The following is a 21,955-nucleotide window of genomic DNA, read 5'->3' on the forward strand; positions in this document are numbered from 1 at the left end:
TAGTTTATCTGCTAAACAGCTTCATTTCAGCCTATTCACCCAGCAGGTTCACACCGTATTTTTAGCACCGGCGGCTAGTCAAATAGCACTTTTACTATTGGCTGTCCGCCACACTCCACTATTCTCACCTCATTCCCACATGCGTAAACCTCGACCCTTACTCTTTTCCACTGCCTTACTCTTTGCCGGTCTCAGCGCCGCGCAGGCCCAGAACACGCCCGTCATTCAGCAGGCCGAATCCGGCACGCTGGGCGCCGACTGGACCAGCGCTACGGCCTCTGGCGTGCAGTACATCTCGGTGGTGCCCACGGCTACTATTGCCGCCCAGAACCCGGGTACTGCCGCCCGCGTGGCCACCTACAGCGTTACCTTCCCCGGCCCCGGCACCTACGACCTCTACGCCCGTGTGCGGGTAAACGCTGGTGCGGCCAACGACGACAGCTTCTACTACGGCAACGGCTTCGGCATCAAGTCGCCTACTAACGACAACGACTGGATTACCATCAACCAGGTAGCGGGCGTGGGCTATATAAACGGCTCCCAGGTGGTTGATGGGGCCGGCTCGGCCCAGAGCAACGTCTGGAAGTGGGTGAACATGTCGAAAATCGGTGGTGCCGAAACCCCGATTTCCTTTACGGTAGCGGCCGGTAGCCTCACCCAGACGTTCCAGCTCGGCGCCCGCGAAGATGGCTTCGACATCGACAAAGTCGTGTTTGGTGCCACGGGCCTCTACTTCACCGTCACCAACCTCGACAACGGCCAGCAGGGCTCCGTCAATCCGCCGCCGCCGCCGTTCACGCCGGTGGGGCCGCCCATGGCCACGGGCAAGCCCAAGTTTCTGGGCGGCGTCTACAGCACCCCGCAGTTGCCCAACTTCTCGGCTTACTGGAACCAGGTGGTGCCCGAAAACGCCGGTAAGTGGGGCAGCGTGGAAGCCACCCGCGACGTAATGAACTGGACCGAGCTGGACGCGGCCTACAAACTGGCCAAGGACAACGGCTACCCCTTCCGCATGCACGTGCTGATCTGGGGCAGCCAGCAGCCCGCCTGGATTGCCACTCTGCCCGCTGCCGAGCAGCTGGTCGAAATCAACCAGTGGTATGCCGCCGTGGCCCAGCGCTACCCCGCCATCGACTTTCTGGAAGTGGTGAATGAGCCCCTTCACCAGCCCCCGGGACCCAACAGCGGCGGCGGCAACTACCTCGAAGCCTTGGGCGGCAGCGGCGCCACCGGCTGGGACTGGATAATTACCTCCTTCCAGCTGGCCCGCCAGTACTTCCCCAACACCAAGCTCATGCTGAACGACTACAGCGTGGAAAACACGGCGGTCAGCGCCCAGCAGTACTTAGGTATCGTGAACCTGCTCAAGGCCCGCAACCTGATTGACGCGGTAGGCATCCAGGGTCACGCCTTCTCGACCCGCGGCCTGCCCGTCGCCAACCTGACCACCAACCTGAACACCATTGCCTCGGCGGGCTTTCCGCTCTACATCACCGAGCTGGATATCGACGGCGTGAATGCCCAGAACCAGCTGGACGACGCCGTGCAGCTGGCCGAGTACCAGCGCGTTTTCCCCGCGTTCTGGCTGCACCCGGCCGTGAAAGGCATTACGCTGTGGGGCTACCGGCCCGGCCACTGGCGCACGACCCAGGGCGCCCAGCTCGTAAATGACGACAACACCGAGCGCACCGCTATGGTCTGGCTGAAAAACTACGTACGCTCCACTACGCTGGGCACCACCAAAGCCGATAATGCAGCCATCAGCCTGTATCCGAACCCGGTTACAAACGGCAATTTTGTTTTAAAAGGCACGGAGAATTTAAATGCTGTGCGCATCGTGGACATCCGCGGACAGATAGTGCAGGATATTGCGCTGCATAACCAATCTTCAGTGAACGTAAAAGCGGACCTACGTCCCGGGATTTACGTCTTGCAGCTGTTCGATGGCAAAACGATATCCTCCAAAAAGCTAATCGTTGAGTAGCCTTTTCATATCAGTTGAGCACCGTTCTTATATTAATTTCCTATAAGCGTCCTGAAATATTGAAGTAAGAATCATTCATTATTACCAACAAGAATAGCCGTGTAAAGTAATTTACACGGCTATTCATTTTTTGTGGCAGCTTAAATTACAGCAGCTCTATTCCGCTGGCAGATAGTTCCTGACGCACTGCTTCGGGCCAGATGCTTACCTGCACTTCGCCGATGTGGCCTTTGCGCAGCATAAACATACTCACCCGCGACTGACCAATGCCACCGCCAATGCTCTGGGGCAACTCGTCGGCGAGCAGCAGGCTGTGGAAATGCAGGTCCTTGCGCTCGGGGCAGCCACGCAACTCTAGCTGGCGCGTCAGGGCGGCTTTGTCGACCCGGATACCCATAGAGGACACCTCGAAAGACGTTTCCAGCACTGGGTTCCACAGCAGAATGTCGCCGTTCAGACCGTAGTGTCCGGCTTCGTTCTGGGTGCTCCAGTCGTCGTAGTCGGGGGCGCGGCCGTCGTGAATCTCCCCGTGGCTCAGCTCTCTGCCGATACCCATCAGGAAAATTGCACCGAACTCCCTGGCCGCTTCGTGCTCCCGCTCCTTGGGCGTGAGGCCGGGGTACTTCCGAAGCAGGTCTTCGGCGTAGATAAAGGTAATGGCCTCGGGCAGCACCGGCTCGATTTCCGGATACAGCTCAGCTACCTGCTGCTCAGTGGTTTTCAGGGCCGCGTAGATTTTTTCCACCGTGGCTTTCAGGAAGGAAATTGTGCGCTGCTCGGGAGCAATATGCTTTTCCCAATCCCACTGATCCACGTAAATGGAGTGAATCGGGCTGTAGTCTTCGTCGGGGCGCAGGGCGCGCATGTCGGTTAGCAGGCCCTTGCCCTGCTCGATGCCGAGCTCCTGCAGGCGCAGGCGTTTCCACTTGGCCAGCGAGTGTACCACCACGGCGCGGCGCTCGTCGAGGGCTTTCACCGGGAAATGTACGGGGCGCTCAATGCCGTTCAGGTCGTCGTTGATGCCGGTACCGTCGAGAACGGCAATGGGCGAGGATACTTTCACCAGGTTCAGCTGGCGGCTTAGCTCTTTGGCAAAGCTTTCTTTCACGAAGCTGATAGCTTCTTCGGTTTTGAGCAGATCAGCTGGCGTCGTGAGCACGCCGGGGGTAATGAGGGTAGTTTCCATGAATAAAAATGGGTTGTTAGTGAATTTTGTTTGCGAGAAAATGAGGACGAAAAAGGCAATACAGTGCCGCCTGCCCTAACGGCAGTTTTTTTGTTTTTTCATAAGTGCTTTTTAAAGAATAATTAAATAGTTAGGTAAAAAAAAAGCCTCCCAAAACGATGGAAGGCTTATAACTGGATTGTTGTTCTTTTTTGTTTTATATGAACAACAGCCTTCCACTCCCGGAATAAATTATTATTCGAGTTATTATTAAAAAGGCTGGTGCTAAAAAATTGCATGTCTTGCCCTGATTGTGTTTAACGTTGCTAATAAAGAAGGAATATTTTAAACATCCAAATATCACGTTTATTTAAATGCAATATTTTTTTCATGATGTAGTATACACCTGCGCCTAAAACCGCCTTTAGCTAGTCGTTTACCCCCATTAGGCCATTGCGCACGTCGCGCACGGCATCGGTCAGGTAGCCGGGCAACTCGGCCTCGGGCTGCAGCAGCTGCAGCAGCCGCAGGTACTTGGCGCGGCCTTCCTGCAGCATGTGGGTGGGCACCTCAACGGTATACAGGCTGAAGGGCTCGACCTTTTGCACGCCCACCAGCAGGAACCGGTCGGCACCCAGGGCATCGAGGTAGAAGGCGGCCTGCCGGTCGTAGTCGTAGCCGCTGCACTGGGCCAGAAAGTGGTTGTAGTCGCGGGCCATCGTCGTTTTAAAATCGATGATGGTATAGCCCCGGTCGGTTTCGGGCGTTACCAGGTCGGCGCGCAGCTTGCACACGGTGTTGGTCGTGGGCTCCGTAAAGATGCAGCTGGGCTCGGGCACGCCGTTTTCCAGCAGCTCATTCAGGGTAGGATTCAGCTTGACGCCCTCCACCATCCACCACACCAGCGAGTCGTTGATACCAGGCTGGCCCGCTTCGTACAGCTCGGGCTCGAGCAGGGCCGTGTGAAAAGCCGTGCCCAGCCCCAGCGCCCCGCTCATCGAGGAGGGCTTCTGGTAACGCCCGTTCAGCGCGTCGCGCAACCGCGACAGGTCGGAGTTGGCAATGGCGGGCATGGCGCGGTAATCGTCATAGGGCAGCCGGAGCAGATCGGGCCGACGGAAGGAGTCGTGTTGTATGGGCATAGCTGATGGGTCAACAACCAGAACCGGCGCATTGTCCCGGATGTCTACGATATTTTCAGGCGGCTGGTACCACCGGGCACTAAGGCAAACCAGGAAGAGCTGCCGGCCGGCAGCTCTTTTTAGACCGACAGGAACGTGGTAAGTTCCCCCGAATACGTTAGCGTGAGCTGGTGCATGGCCCGGGTGCAGGCCACGTAAAGCATGCTTTTATCTACCTCCGTCTTATAGGTGCGGGCCGAGGCAAAAGGCACGATGACCTCGTCGAATTCCAGGCCCTTGGCCAGATGAGCCGTGGTAATGACGACGCCTTCCTTAAAAGTCGTGGAATCGGCCGTGAGCAGATGCACGCCCGGGGCCTGCAGCGCCCGGTGCGCCTGCTTGGCCTGCCGCAGCGTTTTGCAGATGATGCCCAGGGAATGATTGCCGGAACCCTGGAAGGCCAGCACCAGCTGCTGAATGGCCGCCAGCTCCTCTTGCTGGCCATCGAAGCGCACCACGGCGGGCTCCTGCCCGTGTCGTTCCAGTGGCATAATGTGCGGATTGGGGGCAATGCGCTGCGCGAAGGCCGTAATTTCCACCGTGGAGCGGTAGCTACGGTAGAGCTTGACAATATCGGCCTGGGGGAATACCCGCTCGATGGTTTCGGCCGAGGACGCGCTGTAGGGGTTCACCGTCTGGCTGACATCCCCCAGAATGGTTTTTCGGCACAGGAACAGACGCGACAACACGGCGTATTGCACGGGGGTGTAGTCCTGCATTTCGTCCACCAGCAAGTGCTTCACCTGCTCGTAGGCCGTGATGCCCTCCAGGCGCAGGCGCAGGTAAATCAGGGCAAACACGTCGGCGTACTCCAGGTGCAGGCGGTGGTCGAGCTTGAGCAGCTCGGGCCGGCCTACCCATTGGTAAAAGTCGCGGTAGAGGTCCAGCACGTTGTTGAACCGGAACATGCGCGGCAGCCCCTCCCCGATGGTGGCTTTCTCCTGCCCGGTCAGCTTGCGGCCCGCGGCATCCCGCACGTAGGCCCGGATATCGTTGGCCACCAGGGCGAAGCGCTTCAGGAGCGGCACCCGGTGGTAGGTCCGGAATTTTTGCTGCAGCACGGCAACCGGAACCACGGTCCGGCCCACTCGCAGGTCGGCCCAGGCGACGTAGGTATTCTCGATGTGGAGCAGGTACTGGTTCAGCTTGCTCAGGAACTCAAACGACGATTTGAACTGGATGCGCTCAATGAAAGCCGGCTCGTGGTCGTCGAGCAGCGCGGAAACCTGCTCGAAGAAGGTCTGGAACTGGTAGCGGCCTTCGAGCAAGTCGGTGGCCAGCTCTTCCATGCCCATCTCAGGAATGTGCTCTTCCCCCAGCTCGGGCAACACGTTGGAGATATAGTCGGCGAAGACTTTGTTGGGCGAAATAATCAGAATGTCTTTGGCCGCAATGGTTTCCCGGTACCGGTACAGCAGAAACGCAATCCGGTGCAGGGCAATGGAGGTTTTGCCCGAGCCGGCCACGCCCTGAATCACCATCACCGTGGCGTCCTCGTTGCGAATCACCGCATTCTGGTCGCGCTGAATGGTGGCGACGATATTCTTCATCTTGTCATCCGACGACTTGGCCAGCTCGCGCTGCAGCACGTCGTCGTGGATGTTCACGCCACTGTCGAGCATAAACTCCAGGCGGCCATCCCGGATTTTGTACTGCCGCTTTAGCTCGATGGTGCCCTTAATCGGGCCGGACGGGGTGGTATAGGACGCTTCCCCCAGCTCGAAATCGTAGAACATAGAGGAGATGGGGGCGCGCCAGTCATAAATCAGGTTCTGGCGCTGCTGCTCATCCAGGAAAGAGTACACGCCGATGTAAACCGGCATGGCGGCCTTGTTCGGGGCCGCGAAATCAATGCGGCCGAAGTACGGCGACTGGCCCAGCTTGAGGAGCTTGCGCTTGCGGGCCACGGCGGCACCGCCCGTAAAGGCCATGCGGTTGATGGATTGGCCGGCGGCCACCATGTCGGCGTCGTCCATGCCGGACTGGTGCTCGTGGATATACTGCTTTTTCTCCCGCAGCTCGTCGGAAAACTGCTTTACGGCATCATCCACCCGCTTCACGGCCAGCGTCAGCTTCTCCTTAATTACTTCCAGGTACTCTCGTTCTTCTTGTTCCGTTGCGTTCATCCGGTGCGGCTCTTGGGAAAGGGACCTCAAAGGTGCCATCAAATTCCGGTCGGCAGAAGCATTTCGCCTAGTTTATTAGGCGCGCGGCCTGCCGGCAGCGCAGCCGGGCGCCTGATTTTTCCTCGTGGGTCCTGCTGCTCACCCTGCTACCGCAAGTAGGTAGTAAGGTGCCGGAATGGTTAAAAAGCTTCTCCGATGGAAAAGTAGATGCCGGAGCTGCCACCCGAGCCCACGCCGTAGTCCAGGCGGACGTTGAGCCGGTCGCGCTGGTTGAGGCGGAAGCGCCCTCCCACGCCACCCGCGAACTTCGTGCCCCGGACCGAGAAGTCGCGCAGCTGGTTGGCTACTTCGCCCACCGAGCCAAACACGGCCCCGTCGAACCGCCAGAACAGCTTCTGCCGGATTTCGGCCTGAAACGTCATCATCTGCCGGTCGCGGAAGCGGCCCTCGTAAATACCGCGCATCAGCGTGGCGTAGTTATAGATGGAGCCGCCCAGGTCGGCACCCATGGCGCTCAGCTCCCGAAACGGCACCCGGCCGCCGGTGTGAAACTGCCCCAGGTATTGCAGGGCCAGAATGGTATTGGTGCTCTTGATAAGGGGCTGAAAGTGCCGGGCATCCACCTGAAAACGGTTGAAGCTGTAGTCGCTGCCGGCGTAGCGGCCGGCAAACAGGCCGTGCACGTGCAGGTACTGGCCGTGGTAGGTGGCCAGCACATTGTCGCGGCCGTCGTAGAGCACGGCGGGGCCGAAACCGGACGTATTGCCGCCCCCAGCCTCCCGGGTCGTGAGGTTTCCCTGTTGCAAATCGGTCTGAAACTTGTTTTGCCCGCCCTGCTCGCTGGGCTCCTCGTAGAGGATGTCGCGCAGGTGGGTGAAGCGGTACTGCAGGCCGGCAAAGACGTTGTGCTTCACCTTCCAGAGGGCCCGCTGATTGAAGATAAAGACGGTGTAATCAACCTGCGACTCATCGGCCTTGCGCGTCTCGTTGCCGATGCCGTAGTAGAAGTAATTCACGTCGTAGTAGCTCACCTCGCCCAGCAGATACAGCTTTTCACCGGGCGTGAAGATGTTGTGCGTCAGCTGCACGGAGGTCTGACCTTTCTGACTAATCCAGGCCCCGAGACGAACATTGGATTTGCGCGTGGTTGTGTCGGAGCCGAAGCGCCACACCGGCAACGACGAAAGGGCAACAGCCAGGCCGGTTTCCTGCTGGGAGAACACCGAGGGAATAGGCACAAAATTGGGTTTGTCGCTGGGGGCAAACAGCCGGACGAGCCGGCCGGGCCGTTTGGCTTTTTCAGGCTCGACCTGGGGCGGGGCAACGGCCGCCGAATCGGAGCCCACGGGCGCCACCTGCGCCGAGCTCCACCCGCTGAGGCTGCAGAGCGTCGTAATCAGCACTAATCGGATAAACCACATATTCGTTTTTATAGTCCAAAGCCCAGCGTTTGTGCTCCGGCCGCCTCACTTACGTGAATCCAGTCAACAAGAATCACGCGGCGGAGTTTTTCTTTTTGGTAACCTTCTCCGTACGGATGCCAGCAATTTCTTGCTGTAGTCGGCGTACCGGCCCACCCGGCAGCTCTTGCGTCCTGTTCCTGTCAGCAGCGGGTGCCATTGTTCGGAAGGGGCGTTTTTTCGCGGTTGACAAGCCCCGCCGCCCCCCGGCCCGGCCGCCTGCTGCCTTGTTCCTCAGGCTCCTGCTGTACCATGTTGGGCAGAAAGCAGCGGGTCCTTTCTCGGGGCGTGCTAACATCCTATAACAAGATGCTAAAGGGTGGCACAGCAGCCTGCGCAGGCAAATTACATTTGCGTAGGTACTTCCCCCAAGTCCTGGCCGGTGCCGAAATTCCGGCGCGGGCCGGGCTGGTCAGCCCCTGGTCTTCCCTTTAGCGCGCTTCCCTACCCCGCCGTGAACAGCCGAAAAACGTCAGCACCAATGCTCCCCTGCTCCCTGGGCCTAGCCGGGCAGGTACTGGCGTGGGTGGTGGGGCTGTTGCTGGTTTTGCTGCCCGGGCAGGCTTCGGCCCAGCGCCTTACGGTGCTCAACCTCACGTGTGACTTTCAGCCCAGCCCGCTTAGCGTGCAGCACAGCCAGCCGGGCCTCAGCTGGCAGCTTACGTCGGCCCAGCGGCAGGCCACCCAGACGGGCTACCGCATTCTGGTGGCCGACAGTGAAAAGCTGCTGCGGCAAGACGTCGGCAATATCTGGGACTCGGGGCGGGTAGCCTCGGGCCGGTGCCTACAGGTACCGTACGCGGGCAGCCCCCTACAGGCCACCAAAGCCTACTTTTGGAAAGTAATGGTGTGGAACAGGACCGGGCAGCCTTCGGCCTGGAGCCCACCGGGGCGGTGGCAAATGGGGCTGCTGGCCCCGGCCGACTGGCTGAGCGCCGAGTGGATAGCCTACGAAAAACTGCCCGAGGAGCACGTAAACGTGCTGCCCACCGATGGCAAAAAGGATGCATTTACCGGCGGCAACGTGCTGCCGCTGCTGCGCAAGGACTTTGCCGTGGGCCGGCGCCTGCGCAAAGCCACGGCCTACGTGTGCGGCCTGGGCCAGTTTGAGCTGCGTCTGAACGGCCGGAAAGTAGGTGACCATTTTCTGGACCCGGCCTGGACCAAGTACGACCAGCAGGCCCAGTACGTGGCCTTCGACGTGACCGAGCAGCTGCAGCAGGGCGCCAACACCGTGGGCGTGATGCTGGGCAACGGCTTTTACTACGTGCCGCCCGTGAAAGGGCGCTTCCGCAAGCTCAAAACGGCTTTCGGTTACCCCAAGCTGCGCTGCCGCCTCGTGCTCGACTACCAGGACGGCCACCGCGAAAATGTGCTCAGCGACGCTTCCTGGAAAGCAGCTCCCTCTCCGGTCACCTTCAGCAGCATCTACGGCGGCGAGGACTACAACGCCACGCTGGAGCAGCCCGGCTGGGACGCTCCCGGCTTTGCCGACCAGGCCTGGCAACCGGTGCTGCGGGTAAGCGGTCCGCCCCGGCTGACGGCCCAGAACGCCGAGCCGCTGAAGGTGCACGACGCCTTTACCAGCCCGAAGATAACGCCCGCAGGAGTTGGCAAGTGGGTGTATGATTTTGGGCAGAACGCCTCGGGCATTATCGAGCTGCAGGTGCAGGGCCGGGCCGGCGACACGGTGCGCATCCTGCCGGCCGAGCTGCTCAAAGCCGATAACAGCATTACCCAGAAGAACAGCGGCGGCCCCTACATCTTCACCTACGTGCTGCGCGGCGGCGGCGTGGAAACCTGGCGGCCCCGCTTCAGCTACTACGGCTTCCGCTACGCCCAGCTGGAAGGCGGCGTGCCCCAGGGCCAGGCCAACCCGCGCAACCGGCCGGTGGTACTGGCCCTGACGGCGCTGCACACTCGCAACGCCGCCCCGGTGGTGGGCGAATTTGCGTGTTCCAACGACCTATTCAACCGCACCAACACGCTGATTGACTGGTCTATCAAGAGCAACATGGCCAGCGTGTTTACCGACTGTCCGCACCGCGAAAAGCTGGGCTGGCTGGAGCAAACCCACCTGATGGGCGCCTCCATCCGCTACCGCTACGACATTGCCACGCTCTGCCGCAAGACCATTGACGACATGCAGACTTCACAGCTGGAAAACGGGCTGGTACCGGAAATTGCGCCCGAGTACGTGAAATTTGAGTGGGGCGGCGACATGTTCCGCGACTCGCCGGAGTGGGGCAGCGCCAGCATCATTCTGCCCTGGTACGTGTACCAGTGGTACGGCGACCAGCAGGTGCTAGCAGAAAGCTACCCCATGATGCAGCGCTACGTGGCCTACCTCGGCACTAAGGCCCAGGGCCACATCCTCAACCAGGGCCTCGGCGACTGGTACGATCTGGGCCCCAAGCCGCCGGGCACCTCGCAGCAAACCCCCATGGGCGTAACCGGCACCGCCACTTATTACTACGACCTCACGATTCTAAGCCAAGTGGCACGCCTACTAGGCAAGCCGCAAGAGGCCGCCGCGTATGACAAGCTGGCTACCGAAGTCCGGGCGGCCTTCAACCAGAAGTTCTTTAACCCCAGCACCAAACAGTACGCCACCGGCAGCCAGGCCGCCAATGCTATGGCCGTGTACATGGGCCTGGTAGAGCCCGCCCACAAGGCCGCCGTGGTAGAGAACATCGTGCAGGATATCCGCAGCCGCAACAACGCCCTGACGGCCGGCGACATTGGCTACCGCTACCTGCTGCGCGTGCTGGAAGACGCCGGCCGCTCCGATGTCATCTTTGCCATGAACAACCGCGCCGACGTGCCCGGCTACGGCTACCAGCTGGCCCAGGGCGCCACCGCCCTGACGGAATCGTGGGCGGCGCTGCCCACGGTGTCCAACAACCACCTGATGCTGGGGCACTTGCAGGAATGGTTTTATGGTGCGCTGGCGGGTATTCGGCCCGCTGAGGGTTCGGTGGCCTTCAACAAAATCGACATCCGGCCTGAGCCGGTGGGCGACGTGACCAGCGCCAGCGCCAGCCATAACTCACCTTACGGCCCAATCAAAAGCGAATGGAAGAAAACCGCCACCAGCTTCGAGCTGACGACCACCATTCCGGCCAACACCACCGCTACTATTTATCTGCCGGCCACAGCTACTTCCACCATTCTGGAAGGCACGCAGCCGCTGGCCCGCTACCCGGAACTCAAGCTGCTGGGCATTGAAAATGGCAAAGCCCGCATCCAAACGGGTTCGGGCACTTACCATTTCACGGTCAGCACGCCGGCCAACACCAACTAATTCCTTCCCGCTTCCTCCCCGCATGAAACTGAAATCCGCCTGCTACTTGCTGCTTGCCTGCCTCAGCCAGACGTACGCCCACGCGCAATCCGGCAAGCCCAAAGAGGTGCCGGCCGCCGTGATGCAGAAGGTGTACGAGGAAGTGAAAACGCCCCACAAGTACGGGCTGGTGCTGGTAACCGACGACAACAAGAAGAAGATGGACTGCCCGAGCGTGTTCCGCAAAAACGGGCAGTGGTGGATGACCTACATCATCTACGATGGACGCGGCTACGAAACCTGGCTGGCGCAAAGCAAGGACTTGCTGAAGTGGGAAACCAAAGGCAAAATCATGGCCTTCACCGACACCACCGACTGGGATACCAACCAGAAAGCCGGCTACGTGGCCTTGCAGGACTATAAATGGGGCGGCAGCTACGAGTGGCAGCCCTACCAGGGCAAGTATTGGATGTCGTATTTCGGGGGTAAGTCGCGGGGCTACGAGAAGGGGCTGCTGTCCATCGGCATGGCTTACACCGAGAAGGACCCGACCACCGTGCACCAGTGGCAGCGCCTGCCCCAGCCCGTGTTGCGCCCCGACGACAAAGACGTGCGTTGGTGGGAAAACCACACCATATACAAAAGCTCCGTCATCTGGGACAAGAGCAAGCGCACCGGCCACCCCTTCGTGATGTACTACAACGCCAACGGCGACTCGCTGGACACCAAGCGGGGCGCAGAGCGCATCGGCATGGCCGTCTCGGACGACATGAAAAACTGGAGCCGCTACCTGCGCAACCCGGTGCTCAACCACCACAAAGGCATCACCGGCGACGCCTACATCCAGCAGCTGGACCAAGTGGACAAGGGCCTGTACGTGATGTTCTATTTCGGCGCCTTCTACCCCGGCGTATCGGGCGCAGTGAACCGCTTCGCCTGCTCCTACGACCTGCAAACCTGGACCGACTGGTCCGGTGCCAACCTAATCGAGCCCTCCGAACCCTACGACGAGCTATTCGCCCATAAGTCGTTTGTGGTGAAGCACAAAGGCGTGGTGTATCACTACTACTGCGCCGTTAACAAGCCCGACCAGCGCGGCATTGCCGTGGCCACCTCCAAGGACCTGGGCAAAAGCAAACTCACCTTCATTGCCCCGCCCGTGAAGAAACCGAAAGAAGCGAAGTAGTACGCCTCACCCCCAGCCCCCTCTCCGAAAAGGAAAGGGGGAGCCGAACGAAATAAAGTAAAAGCCTACCTGACAGAAACAAGATACCGCCCACGCCGCCGTGGCTCCCCCTCTCCTTTTCGGAGAGGGGGCCGGGGGGTGAGGCCCACCGCAAGAACGACCACTATGCCCCGTCTCCTCCCCTTCCTTCTGCTGCTGTTAGTGCTCGGTACCCGGCCAGCTGCCGACGCCAAGCCGCGGCCAGCCGGGCGGGTAGTAGCGGAATTTAACAAGGGCTGGAAGTTCTTGCTAGGCGACGAGGCGCAGGCAAAAGAAGCGGCCTTCAACGATGCCAACTGGCGGCAGCTGACCTTGCCGCACGATTGGAGCATTGAGGGCAAATTTGACGAGAAGAACCCCGCCAAGCCCGAGGGCGGCGGCCTGCCTACCGGCATCGGCTGGTACCGCAAAACGTTCACGCTGCCCGCTACCAAGGACAAGCGCGTCTACATCGAGTTTGATGGCGTGTACCAGCACAGCGACGTGTGGGTGAACGGCCACCTGTTGGGGCACCGCCCCAACGGCTACAGTTCCTTCCGCTACGACCTGACGCCCCATCTGCGCCCCGCCGGCCAGCCCAACGTGCTGGCCGTGCGCGTCGATAATTCGGCGCAGCCGAACTCGCGCTGGTACTCCGGCTCGGGCATCTACCGCAACGTGCGGCTGGTGACCACCAACGCCGTAGCCGTGGACCACTGGGGCACCTTCGTGACGACGCCGCAGGTTAGCACTACGGCCGCTACGGTGGCCGTGCAAACTCAGATCCGCAACTCGGCGGGCGGACAAGGGTCAGTGAACCTGCAAACAGTGGTGCTGGATGCGCAGGGCAAGGAAGTGGCCCGGCAACTCACCCAAAACATCCGCCTGACCGATTCCACCACCCGCGTGGCCCAGTCCCTCAGCCTCAGCAACCCGCAGCTGTGGTCAACCACGCGGCCCTACCTATACCGAGTGCAGACCTCTGTACTGCGCGGTAAGAAGGCTATTGACTCCTACGAAACGACCCTGGGCGTGCGCACCGCCGTGTTTGGGCCGCAAGGCTTTCTGCTGAACGGCCAAGTGCTGCGCATTCAGGGCGTCAATCAGCACCACGATTTGGGGGCGCTGGGGGCGGCTTTCAACGTGCGGGCCGCCGAGCGGCAGCTGGAAATCCTGCGGGCTATGGGCTGCAATGCCATCAGGATGTCGCACAACCCGCCGGCGCCCGAGCTGCTGGACCTGTGCGACCGGATGGGCTTTCTGGTGATGGACGAGGCCTTCGACATGTGGCAGAAAAAGAAGAACGGCAAAGACTACCACCTCGACTTCCCGCAATGGCACCGCCGCGACCTGGAAGATATGGTGCTCCGCGACCGGAACCACCCCTCAGTATTCATTTGGAGCATCGGCAACGAAATCCGGGAGCAGTTCGACAGCACCGGCACGCGCCTCGCCAAGGAGCTGACCGCCACCGTGAAGCGCCTTGACCCCACCCGGCCCGTCACCTCAGCCCTCACGGAGCAGGAGCCCGACAAGAACTTCATCAGCCAGGCCAGTGTGCTCGACGTGCTGAGCTTCAACTACAAGCACGCGGAATACCCCAAGCTGCCCCAGCGCTTTCCCGGCCAAATCTTCCTGGCTACCGAAACCGCCGCCGCCTTCGAAACCCGCGGGCACTACGATATGCCTTCCGACAGTGTCCGCGTTTGGCCCTTGGACGGCAAAACCAAGTTCACCACCGGCAACCCCGACTTCACGGCCTCCAGCTACGACAACGCCCGGCCCTACTGGGGCGCCACCCACGAAGCCGCCTGGGGCGCCCTCAAGCAGAACCTGCACCTGACCGGCACCTTCGTCTGGAGCGGCTTCGACTACCTGGGCGAGCCGCTACCCTACCCCTGGCCGGCGCATAGCTCCTACTTCGGGGTCATCGACCTGGCCGGCTTCCCCAAGGACGCCTACTACCTCTACCAGAGCGAGTGGACCACCCAGCCCGTGCTGCACCTGCTACCGCATTGGAACTGGCAGCTCGGCCAGACCGTGGACGTGTGGGCCTACTACAACCAGGCCGACGAAGTGGAACTACTCCTGAATGGCAAGTCGCTGGGCACTAGAAAAAAAACCTCCAATGACCTGCACGTATTCTGGCGCGTGCCCTACGCCCCCGGCACGCTGCAAGCCGTGTCGCGCAAAGCCGGCCAAACCGTCCTGACGCGTACCATCAGCACTGCCGGTCCAGCCGCCAAAATCGAGCTAACCGCCGACCGGAGCAAGCTGCAAGCCGACGGTAAAGACCTGTCCTTTCTGACGGTGCGCGTGCTGGATGCCGCCGGCAACCTAGTTCCTGATGCTGCCAACCTGGTGAAGTTCGCCGTCAGCGGCCCCGGCGTTGTGGCCGGCGTGGACAACGGCTACCAAGCTAGTCTAGAATCCTTTAAAGCCGACTCCCGCAAGGCCTACAACGGCATGTGCCTAGCCATCATTCAAACCACCGAAAAAGGCGGCACCATTACGGTGCAGGCCACCGCTGAGGGGCTGGCGCCCGCAGCGGTAACGCTGACGAGCCGGTAGTGGGGCCTCACCCCCTGGCCCCCTCTCCGAAAAGGAGAGGGGAGCCTGACGAAAAAAATTGACTACGAACAAAATAGATGATGCGTCCCATAGATACTTGTTCTGCTAAACAATGCCGCCGTGGCACCCCCTCTCCGTTGAGGAGAGGGGGCCGGGGGGTGAGGCTCCTCGTCTGGGCATTCCTGCTGCTATTTCCCTCACTGCTCCGCGCCCAGGAAGCCAGCGTGTACTTCTTTCCCGGCGTTTCCAACCCGCCCAAAATCTACGCGGGCCCCGAGGGCGACGCCTGGGAAATGCCGCAAATCACGGAGCTGAACCGGGACCGGACGCGGGCCACGGCCTATTCCTTCCCCACCGAAAAAGACGCTCTGCTCGGCGACCGGTCCAAAACGCCGCGCCTGCTGAATTTGAATGGTAACTGGGACTTCAGCTTCGCCAGTAAGCCCAGTGATGCGCCCAAGGATTTCTACAAGAGCCGCGTGAGTGGCTGGAAGCAGCTGGCCGTGCCCGCTAACTGGGAAATGAACGGCTACGATTTGCCGATTTACAAGAGCGCCAAGTACCCATTCCGGCCCGTGAATCCGCCCTTCGTGCCGCAGGACTACAACGGCGTGGGTTCCTACCAACGCACCTTCACGGTGCCTGCGGGCTGGCAAAATCAGAACGTGACGCTGCACTTTGGCGGCGTTAGCTCGGCGTTCAAGGTGTGGGTGAACGGCAAGTTTCTGGGCTATGGCGAGGATAGCTGCTTACCCTCCGAGTTCAACGTGACGCCCTACCTGCAAGCCGGCGAAAACGTCGTGTCGGTGCAGGTAATCCGTTGGTCGGATGGCTCGTATCTGGAAGACCAGGACCACTGGCGGCTCAGCGGCATCTACCGGGAGGTGCTGCTGCTGGCCGAGCCGAAAATGCGCCTGGCCGACTTCCACTGGCAGGCCAAGCTAGATAAACAGTACAAAGATGCGGTGTTGAGCATCCGGCCGCGCCTGGAAAACCTGACCGGCAACAACGACCTGAGCGGCTACCAAGTAGTGGCCCAACTCTACGATAAAACCGGCAAGGCGGTGCTAGCTCAGCCCTTGCAGCGCACCGCCGAAAGCATCATTAACGAGCCCTACCCGCGCCTCGACAACGCCAAGTTCGGCTTGCTGGAAACCACGGTGCGCAACCCGCTGAAGTGGAGCGACGAAGCGCCCAACCTCTACACGCTGGTCCTCACGCTCACCGACAAAACCGGGGCGGTGCTGGAAGCCAAAAGCTGCAAAGTGGGCTTCCGCAGCATCGAATTTTCCAAGGACAACGGTAAGCTGCTCATCAACGGCAAGCAAACCTACCTCTACGGCGTCAACCGCCACGACCACCACCCCACCAAGGGCATGGCCGTGTCGCGGGAGGATATCCGGGAAGACGTGCGCACGCTTAAGCAGTTCAATTTCAACTGCATCCGCACCAGCCACTACCCCAACGACCCGTATTTCTACGACCTCTGCGACGAGTACGGCATCCTGGTAATCGACGAAGCCAACCTGGAAACCCACGGCCTGGGTTCCAAGCTCAGCAACGACCCGGCCTGGACTGCCGCCTATCAGGAACGCAGCATGCGCATGGCCTTGCGCGACAAAAACCACCCCAGCATCATCTTCTGGAGCCTCGGGAATGAGTCGGGGCGCGGGCCGAACCACGCGGCTATGGCGGCTTGGCTGCACGATTTCGACATCACCCGGCCCATCCACTACGAGCCCGCCATGGGCGACCCGCACGTGGAAGGCTACATCGACCCCAACGACCCCGCCTACCCAAAAAACCATGCCTACCGCATCCAAACGCCCCGCGACCAGGCCTACGTGGACATGGTGAGCCGCATGTACCCCGGCTTGTTCACTGGCGAGCTGCTAGCCAACCAGCAAAACGGCGACACCCGGCCTATTTTCTTCTGCGAATACGCCCACTCTATGGGCAATGCTACCGGCAACATGAAGGAGTTCTGGGACGGTTGGCGTGCCACCAAACGCGTGATTGGCGGCTGCATCTGGGAGTTCAAAGACCAGGGCTTGCAGAAGCGCGACTCCGCTGGCACGGCCTTCTATGCCTACGGTGGCGACTTCCAGGAGAAATACTACGACGACTTCACCATCAAGGGCATCGTAGCTTCCGACGGCAAACCCCACGCGGCCATTTACGAGTGCAAGCGGGTGTATCAACCGCTGGAATGCACGTTGGCTGATGCTGGCAAGAACTTGATAAAAGTCGAGAACCGGCACGCTATGAAGTCGGCAGTTGACTACGCGGTGGCGCTGGTGGTGCGCGAAGATGGCCGGGTGGTAAGCACCAAACCGCTGCCCCGGCTGCGCCTAGCGGCCGGCCGCGACACGGTGCTCAACCTCAAACCTTACCTGCCGAAGATGAAGGCGGGCGCCGAGTATCTGGCCACAATTTCCTTCACATTGCCCGAGGCCACCAACTGGGCTCCGAGAGGCCACGAAGTAGCCAGCAACCAGTTTGCCCTGAGTGGCTTGGCCCAGCCGCAAACCAAAACCGCTAAGTATCCGGCCGTAGCGGTGCGCGACGAAGCCGCCGCCTACACGCTGAGCGGCAATAACTTCCAGGTGACCATCGACAAAACCACCGGCGCGCTGACCTCCTACCGCCACCGCGGCACCGAGCAGCTGGCCACCCCGCTCCTGCCGCACTTCACCCGCCCACTCACCGACAACGACCGGCGCGGCTGGAAGGCCGACAAGAAGCTAAAAGAGTGGTTCGCAACGGAACCCAAGCTGCAAAACCTGACCCTGGATAAGTCGAACCCCAGCCAGCCTAGCCTCACCGGCACCTACTCGCTCATCGACGGTAAAACCACGCTGCGCGTGGCGTACACCGTGAATGGCGACGGCACCTTGAAAGTAGATTACGCCCTAATGCCCGCCGCCGGCCTGCCCAACATTCCGCGGGTGGGCATGCAAGTCGGCATTAAGCGCGCCTACGACAACATCAGCTTCTACGGCCGCGGGCCCATGGAAAACTACATCGACCGGCGCTACGGTTTCGATGCGGGCATCTATAGCCAGCCGCTCAGTGAGTTTGCCGATTCGTACGTGGTGCCGATGGAGTACGCCAACCGCACCGATGTGCGCTGGATGCACCTGGCCGACAAGCAAAACACCGGCCTGTTGGTGGTGGCCGATAGCCTGCTGAGCATGAGCGCCTGGCCGCACACCGAGCAAAACATCCAAAAGGCTCGCCACACCAACAAGCTCCAGGACGCCGGTTTCGTCACCCTCAACATTGACCTAGCCCAAATGGGCGTCGGGGGCAACACCAGCTGGGATGCCCAAGCCGCCCCCATCGACAAGTACCAGCTGCCCGCCAAACCCTACAGCTACAGCTTCTATCTGCTGCCCATAGCGGGTAAAAAGACAGATATCAGCACCCTGGCCCGCAAAGTCCGGTTTGGTAGCAAGCAGGGCACTGGGGAAAGCAAACCGTCTACTGTCGGCAGCACCGGCAAACTGTAGCATGAACTGTAGACTCACTTCTTCTTCCTTTACATTCGGCTTGCTGCTCAGCTTTGCCATCTGCGTGGCCAGCCAAACGGCGCAGGCGCAATCCAGCGCGGTGCCTGTTGACTTACAAGCGGCCTTCCAGAACCCACCCGAGGCGGCCAAGCCGTGGGTATTCTGGTACTGGATGAACGCGGCCGTCACGCCCGAGGGCCTCACTGCCGACCTGGAAGCCATGCGCGAAGCGGGCATCGGCGGGGCCTACCTCATGCCCATCAAGGGCGCGGAAAATCCGCCGGCCATTACCCCGCCCGCCGAGCAGCTGTCCCCGCGCTGGTGGCAGATGGTGAAGCACGCCATGACCGAAGCCGAACGCCTCAACCTGAAACTGGCCATGCACGTCAGCGACGGGTTTGCGCTGGCCGGTGGCCCCTGGATTACGCCCGAGCTCTCGATGCAGAAGGTGGTGCACACCCAAACCCAGGTGCAGGGCGGCCGTCGCATCAGCCAGGTGCTGCTGAAAGCTGCCACCGTGCAGAACTACTACCGCGACATTGCCGTGTACGCCTACCCTACTCCTGCGGGCGCTACGACTACCACCGCTAAACCGCAGGTTACAAGCAGCATAGCGGGCACCAAGCCGGAGTTATTGGCCGTGCCAGGCAACAAGGAAGGCTTGAAAACCAGTGAGCCAGGCTGGATCCAGTACGCCTACGCGCAGCCCTTCACCTGCCGCTCCATCCGCATTCGGTCAACGGGCTATAACTACCAGGCCAACCGCCTGCGGGTGGAAGTCAGCGCCGACGGCCGCACCTTCCGGCCCGTCGTGCAACTGACGCCACCCCGCAGCGGCTGGCAGGACAGCAGCGCCGTGACACACGCCATTCCGGCCACTACGGCGCGGTTTTTCCGGTTTGTGTACGACCCGGCTGGCTCGGAACCGGGAGCCGAGGACCTCGACGCGGCCAAGTGGAAACAGTCGTTGAAGGTGACGGAAATCCGGTTGTCGGGTGAGGCGCGCATCAACCATTACGAAGGCAAAAATGGCGAAGTATGGCGCGTGAGTCCGCGCACCACCGCCCAGCAACTCCCCGCTTCGCTGTGCGTACCGCTCAATAAAGTCGTGAACCTGACCGGCAAGATGGACGCCAACGGCCGCCTGACCTGGACCGCGCCGCCCGGCAACTGGACCATCCTGCGCGTGGGCCACGGCTCCACGGGCCAGATCAACACCACCGGCGGCGGGGCCCGGGGCCTGGAGTGTGACAAATTCAACCCCGCGGCCGTGCAGCTGCAGTTCGACAGCTGGTTTGGGGAAGCCGCGCGCCAGGGTGGGCCGGAACTGGCTGGTCGGGTGCTGAAAATGTTTCATGTGGACAGCTGGGAGTGCGGCTCCCAGAACTGGTCGACAAACTTTGCCACCGAGTTCCAGCAGCGCCGAGGCTACGATTTGCTGCCCTACCTGCCGGTACTGACCGGCGTGCCCCTGGAAAGCGCCGACGTCTCGGAGCGGGTGCTGGCCGATGTGCGCCAAACCATTGCCGAGCTGGTGAACGACAAGTTCTACGTGACGCTCAAAGAGCGGGCCCACGCCCACGGCTGCACGTTTTCGGCCGAGGCCATTGCCCCCACCATGGTCAGTGACGGGCTGCTGCACTACCAGCACGCCGACGTGCCCATGGGCGAGTTCTGGCTGCGCAGCCCCACCCACGACAAGCCCAACGACATGTTCGACGCCATTTCGGGGGCGCATATCTACGGCAAGAACATCGTGCAGGCCGAGGCCTTCACCGAGCTCAAGCTGGCCTGGGATGAGCATCCGGGCATGCTCAAAGTCCTGCAGGACCGCAACTACGCGCTGGGCGTCAACCGGATGGTCTACCACGTCTTCGTGCACAACCCCTGGCTTGGCCGGCAGCCCGGCATGACGCTCAGCGGCATCGGCCTGTTTTTCCAGCGCGACCAAACCTGGTGGCAGCCCGGCCGCGCCTGGGTCGACTACGCCCGCCGCTGCCAGGCCCTGCTGCAGCTGGGCCGCCCGGTGGTGGACGTGGCCGTGTTTACGGGCGAAGAAACCCCACGCCGGGCCCTGCTGCCCGACCGGCTGGTCTCGACCCTGCCCGGCATCTTCGGGGAGGCCACGGTAGCCCGGGAAAGGCAGCGCATGGCCAACGTAGGGTTGCCCATGCGGGAGCAGCCGGAAAAAGTGTCGGCCTCGGCGAATATGGCCACGGCCGAGCAACTGGTTGATCCGCTGCGCGGCTACGCCTACGACTCGTTCAATAAGGACGCGCTGCTGCGCCTGGCCACCGTGCGCAACGGCCGCATTGAGCTGCCCGGCGGAGCCAGCTACGGGGTGCTGGTGGTACCCGGCGCCCACCCCATGGACCCGGACAGCACGGCCATGTCGCCGGCTGTGGCCCGGCGGCTGCGCGAGCTAGTGCAGGCCGGCGCTACCGTGCTGCTGAACCGGCGCCCCACTCACTCGCCCGAACTGCGCAACTTCCCGGCCGCCGACAAGGAAATTCAGCAATTGAGCGCGCAACTGCCCGCCTCGAATGGTCCACTGGCAGCTGCGGTGGTGACGCCGGTATCCTACGGTCAGGGCCGGGTGGTACCGGGGCCTTACCCCGCTGCCTCATTTGAGACGCTGGGGCTACCGCGCGACGTAGTAGCGACCGTGAATGGGCAGCCGACCCAAGGCCTGGCCTGGAACCACCGAGCGGGCGACGGATTCGACATCTACTTCATTTCCAACCAGCTCGACAGCGCCCGAACCATCCACTTGTCCTTACGCGTGACGGGCCGGGTGCCCGAACTCTGGGACGCGGTGAGCGGGGAAACCCGCGTGGCCGGGCAATGGCAGATGGCTGATGGTCGCACGCAGTTGCCCCTGCGGCTGGCACCCAACGGCTCGGTGTTCGTGGTGCTGCGCCAGCCAACTACCCAAACCGCCGCCCGCACCGGCGCCAATTGGACCGAGGTGCAACCCCTGCAAACCCTGGCCGGCCCCTGGCAGGTGCGCTTCGATACGCGGGCCGGTGGCCCGGCTCAGCCAGTTCCCTTCCCGGAGCTGACGGATTGGAGCAAAAGCCCGGACGCGGCCATTCGGCACTATTCCGGTACGGCCGAGTACACCAAGTCTTTCCGCTGGAAGCCCAATAAGCGCGGCCCGCAGCGCGTGTGGCTGGAGCTGGGAACAGTAGCCAACCTGGCCGACGTGCAGGTGAACGGCAAATCCTGCGGCATTGCCTGGACGGTACCCTACCGCGTGGATATCACCGCGGCCGTGCAAAAAGGCGACAACCAGCTGCGCATCCTCGTCACCAACACCTGGGCCAACCGCCTCATTGGCGACCAGGCCCTGCCGCCCGAGCAGCGCCTGACCCACACCACCGCGCCCTCGCCGGCCGCTACCAAACCACTGTTGCCGGCTGGTTTGCTCGGGCCGGTTCGCCTCGGGGTTTCCGCTGAGTAACGCCCG

General features: G+C 61.4%; 10 protein-coding genes. 6 read left to right on the forward strand and 4 right to left on the reverse strand.

The window, feature by feature from the left end; translation table 11 throughout:
• Positions 1 to 139 precede the first annotated feature (139 nt).
• Positions 140 to 1,984, forward strand: coding sequence for an endo-1,4-beta-xylanase (locus LGH70_RS06860; RefSeq protein ID WP_226183977.1), 1,845 nt, complete (start codon positions 140 to 142; stop codon positions 1,982 to 1,984).
• 145 nt (positions 1,985 to 2,129) lie between these two features.
• On the opposite strand, the gene asnA is transcribed toward LGH70_RS06860, so the two are convergent.
• From asnA to LGH70_RS06880, 4 genes are all read right to left on the reverse strand, one after another.
• Positions 2,130 to 3,170, reverse strand: a complete 1,041-nt coding sequence (gene asnA / locus LGH70_RS06865; RefSeq protein WP_226183979.1) for an aspartate--ammonia ligase — start codon at positions 3,168 to 3,170, stop codon at positions 2,130 to 2,132.
• Between the two features lie 407 nt (positions 3,171 to 3,577).
• Complete coding sequence (locus tag LGH70_RS06870) at positions 3,578 to 4,291, reverse strand: PD-(D/E)XK nuclease-like domain-containing protein (protein WP_226183981.1); 714 nt, start codon at positions 4,289 to 4,291, stop codon at positions 3,578 to 3,580.
• A gap of 119 nt (positions 4,292 to 4,410) precedes the next feature.
• Entirely contained in the window at positions 4,411 to 6,456 is a 2,046-nt protein-coding gene (locus LGH70_RS06875; RefSeq protein WP_226183983.1) for a HelD family protein, read from the reverse strand.
• 179 nt (positions 6,457 to 6,635) lie between these two features.
• A complete protein-coding gene (locus LGH70_RS06880; RefSeq protein ID WP_226183998.1) occupies positions 6,636 to 7,877 on the reverse strand; it encodes a BamA/TamA family outer membrane protein in 1,242 nt (413 codons plus the stop codon).
• 520 nt (positions 7,878 to 8,397) lie between these two features.
• Between LGH70_RS06880 and LGH70_RS06885 the strand changes: the two genes are divergently transcribed.
• The 5 genes from LGH70_RS06885 to LGH70_RS06905 all read left to right on the forward strand — a co-directional run bounded on the left by LGH70_RS06885 (position 8,398) and on the right by LGH70_RS06905 (position 21,949).
• Positions 8,398 to 11,220 carry a family 78 glycoside hydrolase catalytic domain gene (locus LGH70_RS06885; protein WP_226184000.1) on the forward strand — a complete coding sequence of 941 codons (2,823 nt, stop codon included), beginning with the start codon at positions 8,398 to 8,400 and terminating at the stop codon, positions 11,218 to 11,220.
• A 22-nt stretch (positions 11,221 to 11,242) separates the two neighbouring features.
• Positions 11,243 to 12,385, forward strand: a complete 1,143-nt coding sequence (locus LGH70_RS06890) for a glycoside hydrolase family protein (protein WP_226184002.1) — start codon at positions 11,243 to 11,245, stop codon at positions 12,383 to 12,385.
• 165 nt (positions 12,386 to 12,550) lie between these two features.
• A complete protein-coding gene (gene galB, locus LGH70_RS06895; protein WP_226184004.1) occupies positions 12,551 to 14,974 on the forward strand; it encodes a beta-galactosidase GalB in 2,424 nt (807 codons plus the stop codon).
• Positions 14,975 to 15,132: 158 nt separating this feature from the next.
• Positions 15,133 to 18,486 (forward strand): glycoside hydrolase family 2 TIM barrel-domain containing protein, encoded by a 3,354-nt coding sequence (locus LGH70_RS06900; protein ID WP_226184005.1) that lies wholly within the window; start codon positions 15,133 to 15,135, stop codon positions 18,484 to 18,486.
• 1 nt (position 18,487) lies between these two features.
• Positions 18,488 to 21,949 (forward strand): glycosyl hydrolase, encoded by a 3,462-nt coding sequence (locus LGH70_RS06905; RefSeq protein ID WP_226184007.1) that lies wholly within the window; start codon positions 18,488 to 18,490, stop codon positions 21,947 to 21,949.
• Positions 21,950 to 21,955 lie beyond the last annotated feature (6 nt).

This window comes from Hymenobacter nitidus, from assembly GCF_020447315.1.
Classification (GTDB): domain Bacteria; phylum Bacteroidota; class Bacteroidia; order Cytophagales; family Hymenobacteraceae; genus Hymenobacter; species Hymenobacter nitidus.

Excerpts from the sequence above, each read along its gene's own strand:
- galB (WP_226184004.1), top strand. The coding sequence starts at position 12,551 with ATGCCCCGTCTCCTCCCCTTCCTTCTGCTGCTGTTAGTGCTCGGTACC.
- LGH70_RS06870 (WP_226183981.1), bottom strand. The coding sequence starts at position 4,291 with ATGCCCATACAACACGACTCCTTCCGTCGGCCCGATCTGCTCCGGCTG.
- LGH70_RS06890 (WP_226184002.1), top strand. The coding sequence starts at position 11,243 with ATGAAACTGAAATCCGCCTGCTACTTGCTGCTTGCCTGCCTCAGCCAG.
- LGH70_RS06860 (WP_226183977.1), top strand. The coding sequence starts at position 140 with ATGCGTAAACCTCGACCCTTACTCTTTTCCACTGCCTTACTCTTTGCC.
- LGH70_RS06905 (WP_226184007.1), top strand. The coding sequence starts at position 18,488 with ATGAACTGTAGACTCACTTCTTCTTCCTTTACATTCGGCTTGCTGCTC.
- asnA (WP_226183979.1), bottom strand. The coding sequence starts at position 3,170 with ATGGAAACTACCCTCATTACCCCCGGCGTGCTCACGACGCCAGCTGAT.
- LGH70_RS06885 (WP_226184000.1), top strand. The coding sequence starts at position 8,398 with ATGCTCCCCTGCTCCCTGGGCCTAGCCGGGCAGGTACTGGCGTGGGTG.
- LGH70_RS06875 (WP_226183983.1), bottom strand. The coding sequence starts at position 6,456 with ATGAACGCAACGGAACAAGAAGAACGAGAGTACCTGGAAGTAATTAAG.
- LGH70_RS06880 (WP_226183998.1), bottom strand. The coding sequence starts at position 7,877 with ATGTGGTTTATCCGATTAGTGCTGATTACGACGCTCTGCAGCCTCAGC.